The sequence below is a fragment of the Streptomyces sp. MnatMP-M17 genome (assembly GCF_900091995.1).
Taxonomy (GTDB): Bacteria; Actinomycetota; Actinomycetes; order Streptomycetales; family Streptomycetaceae; genus Streptomyces.
Map to the genome: position 1 here is coordinate 1 of NZ_FMDK01000685.1, position 4,894 is coordinate 4,894.

The following is a 4,894-nucleotide window of genomic DNA, read 5'->3' on the forward strand; positions in this document are numbered from 1 at the left end:
CGGCGGAGCCGCTCCGTCTGGCGCAGCGCCGTCAGCATCGTCTCGGGATCGGCGGCGGAGACTCCGTCCACGACGTTCTCCAGCACGGCCCGCAGCGCGGCGATCGGTGTGCGCAGCTCGTGCGAGACATTGGCGATCAGCTCCCTGCGGTGCCGGTCCTCCGCCTCCAGGTCGTCGGCCATGCGGTTGATCGTGGAGGCGAGGTCGCCCAGCTCGTCCCGGCGGTCGGCGCCGCTGACGCGGCGGGTGTAGTCGCCGTGCGAGATGCCCTTGGCGACGGTGTTCATCTCGTCGAGCGGCGCGGTCAGACCGTGGGCCACGAACTGGGTGATCAGCAAGGTGGCGATCATCGAGAAGACGGTGATGAAGCGGAGCTCGGTCTCGGTGCGCAGGGCCACCATCAGCAGACCGGTGGTGATGAAGACGGAGACGACGACCAGGGTGCCGAGCTTGGCCTTGATGGAGAACGGCCGCAGGCCGGTGGGCTCCGTACCGCCGCCGTGCGTGTCCGTGCCGTGTGTGCCGTGTGTGTCCGCTGTGTCCGCACCGGAGCCCGACCGGCTCATGGCGCGGCTCGTGGCGCGGCTCATGGCGCGGGAGTCTCCAGCGCGTATCCGACGCCGTGCACCGTACGGATCCGCTCGGCGCCGATCTTCCGGCGCAGCGCCTTGATATGGCTGTCGACCGTACGGGTGCCGGAGGCGTCCGCCCAGTCCCACACCTCGGCGAGAAGCTGCTCCCGGGAGAGCACCGCGCGCGGAGTGTTCGCCAGGCACACCAGCAGATCGAACTCGGTGGGCGTCAGATGGACATCCTCGCCGCGCACCCGCACCCGGCGCTGCGCGTGGTCGATCTCCAGCTCGCCCAGCCGCAGGATGCCGCTGCGCGGAGTCACCGCGGCGAGCGCCGCGCGCTCCACCCGGCGCAGCAGCACATGCACCCGGGCCGCCAGCTCCCGCATGGAGAACGGCTTGGTCATGTAGTCGTCGGCGCCGACGCCGAGGCCGACCAGCATGTCGGTCTCGTCGTCGCGGGCCGTCAGCATCAGCACCGGCACCGGGCGCTGCGACTGGACCCGGCGGCAGACCTCCAGGCCGTCGAAGCCGGGCAGCATCACATCGAGGACCATCACGTCCGGCTGCCAGGCCTCGGCCGCGTCGACGGCCGCCGGGCCGTCCACCGCCGTCTGCACCAGAAATCCCTCGGCCCTCAGCCGTGCGGCGATGGCGTCGACGATCGTCGCATCGTCCTCGACGACCAGGACCCGGCGCTGGGCGCCGGGCGTCGCCGCGACTCCGTTGTGGCTGGTGTGTGTCTGCTCCATCGCCCCGCCCCTGGTACGCGTTCCGCGATCCTTGTTCCCGCGATCCACATTCCCGATGCGGATGTGGATCGATGTGTGTGTGGTGCAGCGTAGAGGCAGCGGCGGCCTTCCGGCTACGCAGTGCGAACAGCGAGATGGACCACGTCGGGTACGCCTCGGGCAACCCGGATCTCTTCCTCCCGTACCCCGGTGAAACCGGCATTCCGCAATGTTTCGCCGAAGGCGGGCGACGGCCGCGCCGACCATACGGCGAGCACACCGCCGGGTTTCAGCCGCGCGCGGCAGGCGGCCAGACCGTCCGCCGAGTACAGATTCCCGTTGCCCTCGGTCACCGTCCAGTCCGGTCCGTTGTCGATGTCCAGACAGAGCGCGTCGTAACGCTCCGTGGCGGTGTGTACGTACTCCACCAGATCGGCGCGGCGGATCTCGGTCCGCGGATCGGCGAGCGCGGCGGCCGAGATCCGGCCGAGCGGGCCCTCGCGATGCCAGTCGATGACGGCCTGCTCACGCTCGACGACCACGATCCGGCCCCAGCGGGCATCGGCGGCGGCGTGCGCGAGGGAGAAGCCCACCCCGAGCCCGCCGACGAGAACGGACGGCTTCGGCGCGGGCGGCTCCGGTTCCGACCGCGGTTCCGGTTCCGGTCGCGGTGCGGAACGCGCCGCGAGCAGCGTGTCCAGCGCCGCGTCGATCAGCAGACGCTCGGAGCGGCCGTCCGAGGTGTCCATCAGGAAGCATCCGTTGGCGATGATTTCCAGCCGTTCGCCGCGCTGTCGCAGCACGATCTCGCCGTACGGTCCGTCGCGGCGGTCGAGGGTGAGGGGAGCGGAGTCCGGGCCGGGGAACGAGACAGGGACCGCCGAGGTGGGGACCGCAGGGGGTACGGAAGTGGCGGGTACGGGCATGCGGACCTCTCCGTCGGTGTCCGTCGGTGGAACACATCGCCAACATCCTGGTGCGGAGGGAGCGGGAGGGACAAATCCTTTGTCGCCCGTCCTTTGTCGCCCGCCTTCGGGTTCCGCGTTTTCCGTTCATGGGACCGGCACCTCGTCGGCGCGGCAGCGGTCGGCGGCGAGATAGCGGGTGAGATAGGCACGGCCCTGCTCGGCGTTCATGGCTTCGAGCCGCTTGAGGTGCGCGACGGTCTCCGGCCAGGGCGGGGCCGAGTTCGGGTGCGGGGCGAGCCATTGGCGTACGGCCGAATGGATGGCGGAGGCCTGCTCCCAGCCGGGGGCGTCGAATTCGGTCCGACCGCAGTCGTCGTCGAAGAGAGCGCCGACCGCCCAGTTCGCGTAGTACGCGGGATCGGGTAGCCGGTCGCGTACGGCCAGGTCGGCAGGGGTCAGCAGCCCAACCTCCTCCGGCCGGTGCGAGCGGCCGTCGACCCAGCGGGTGGGCGCGCCCGGTACGCCGCGCAGCTTGGCGTTGGTACCGGCGAGCGCCGCCGAGGTCGCGGGCAGCAGTTTCCGGTCGACCGCCGTCACGCACACCTGCGGAGTGCCGTCGTCGCTGTTGTCGCAGACCAGCCGGGCCGCCTCCGGATCCGGGCGCCACACCGCCTCGCCGGCCAGTGCGATCGGTACGGCTGCGGCGAAGGCGAGAACGAGAGGGAGCAGCGCGAGGACGCGGCGCCGGGCCGCGTACGCCAGGAGCGCCGCCGCCGCGAGACCGCCCGTCCACACGGCGCTCGCCGGTCCGAACCACCACACCGGCCGGTCCCAGAGATAAAAGTGGTCGGTGGCCGGATCCAGCCAGCGGATGTCCCACTGGGTGTAGGCCGGAAGGCCCAGCGCGATATAGGTGACGGCGCCCAGCACCGGTGCGGCCAGTCGCCACGGGATCAGCCGGCCGGCCACGAAGCCCAGCACACCAAGAGCGGCGAGGGCCACCGCGTCCGCCGCGATCAGCGAGACGAACGGCGGCGGGCCGCTCGCGTACGGCCAGGTCGCCAGCAGACAGCCGCTCGCACCGACGAGATATCCGGCGGGCGGCCAGAGCGCGGCGGGTGCCAGGGCATGGAGCGCCTGGCGCAGCCGGGTGCGCGGGAACGACATCCACAGTTCGTCGGTGCCGCGCCGCCGCTCACGTCCGCCCTGCCAGCACCCGGCGGCGGCGGCGACGGGCCCGCAGAGCAGCAGTCCGACGACGCGCAGCAGATCGGTGGTCTCCGTCCAACGCCCTTGCCATTGGGGCACCTTGGAGTACATGACCACCCAGATGGTCACGGCGACCGCGGTACCGGCCCATGGACCGACGCCTCGCAGCAGCTCGGCGCGGAGAGGTCTGCGAAGGGACGGTGCAGTACGGGAGGTGGTGCCAGGGGTGTCAGGCGTGCCAGGGGTGCCAGAGGTGTCAGTGCCAGAGGTGTTGACGGCGCTCATCGGGCGGCCTCCGTGGCGGTCATGGAGGCGGTTTCGGACGCGGCGCGGTGTGACCGTACGGCCCGTACCGCTCGTACCGCCGCCGTGTAGCCGCGTTCGATCGGGTTGTCGCCGGGCTTGTCGCCCGTGCCGTCTCCCAGCGCGGTCAGCTCCGCCGTCGTACCGCGGAACGCGATCCGGCCGGACTCCAGCAGCGTCACCTCCGAGCAGGCCGCCGCGACATCCTCCACGAGATGCGTGGAGACGATCACGGTGGAGGCGGAGCCCATGTCCCGGAGCAGCGCCCTGAACTCGACGCGCTGTTCCGGATCGAGACCGGCGGTCGGCTCGTCGAGCAGCAGCAGATCGGGCTCGTTGACGATCGCCTGGGCGATCCCGATCCGGCGCACCATGCCTCCCGACAGCGTCTTCACCTTGGTGTCGATACGGTCCATCAGCCCGACCCGGTCGACCGCGCGCTCCACGGCCCCGGGCACCTGAGGCGCGGGCATCTCCTTGAGCCAGGCCACATACGAGACGAACTCACGGACCGTGAAGCCCGGGTAGTAGCCGAACTCCTGCGGGAGATAGCCGAGCCGCCGCCGTACGGCCGCGCGGGGCTCGTGCTCGGACACATTCAGGCCCAGCAGCTCCACCCGCCCTTCGGCGGGCGCGGCGACCGTCGCGAGGACCCGGATCAGGGAGGTCTTGCCCGCGCCGTTGGGACCGAGCAGTCCGTGGACGCCGGGGCCCAGGCCGAGATCGACCGTGTCGAGCGCGACCGTCCGGCGGTGTCTGACGGTCAGCCCGCGCACCTCCACCGCCATGGCCGCTGCCGTTATGTCTGTCGCCGTGTCCGTTGCTGTCACGCGCGTTCCTTTCGATTCAGTCGTCGTTGATTGCCTGGTGCGTGCGTGCGGGGCGTGCGGGCGTCCTCACACATGCCCAGGAGCGCCGAGGGCCGGGCGGTCGAACGACCGCCGTCGCAGGACCAGCAGTCCCGCGCACACCAGGGCGCCGGCGGCCCAGCCGCCCTGCGCCTCGGCGCCGGCCAGGAAGCGCGTCAGATACGCGGACAGCTCGGCCGTCGGGAGCTCCGCGATCTCCATGCCGCCGCTGCCCTGCCGCGATGTGCCCAGCAGCGATCCGGCGATCGCCACCGCCCAGGCGCCCGCCACCGCACCGGCCGCCGTACGGCAGCCCACGGACC

At 71.6% G+C, this 4,894-nt stretch carries 5 protein-coding genes and 1 pseudogene; all 6 read right to left on the bottom strand.

Features of this window, described 5'->3' with window-relative positions; translation table 11 throughout:
• A partial coding sequence (locus GA0115259_RS28220; protein ID WP_141716719.1) for a HAMP domain-containing protein occupies positions 1-476 on the bottom strand: 476 nt, incomplete at its 3' end.
• Between the two features lie 110 nt (positions 477-586).
• Positions 587-1,324, bottom strand: a complete 738-nt coding sequence (locus tag GA0115259_RS28225) for a response regulator transcription factor (protein ID WP_066948181.1) — start codon at positions 1,322-1,324, stop codon at positions 587-589.
• Positions 1,325-1,437: 113 nt separating this feature from the next.
• The gene (locus GA0115259_RS28230) at positions 1,438-2,229 is read right to left on the bottom strand and encodes a spermidine synthase family protein (RefSeq protein WP_093602267.1); all 792 of its coding nucleotides are present in this window, start codon (positions 2,227-2,229) and stop codon (positions 1,438-1,440) included.
• Positions 2,230-2,355: 126 nt separating this feature from the next.
• Entirely contained in the window at positions 2,356-3,549 is a 1,194-nt protein-coding gene (locus tag GA0115259_RS28235; protein WP_256098178.1) for a hypothetical protein, read from the bottom strand.
• Positions 3,550-3,701: 152 nt separating this feature from the next.
• Entirely contained in the window at positions 3,702-4,511 is an 810-nt protein-coding gene (locus GA0115259_RS28240; RefSeq protein ID WP_176732681.1) for an ABC transporter ATP-binding protein, read from the bottom strand.
• A gap of 108 nt (positions 4,512-4,619) precedes the next feature.
• Positions 4,620-4,894, bottom strand: a pseudogene (locus tag GA0115259_RS40640) (hypothetical protein); the annotation flags it as partial.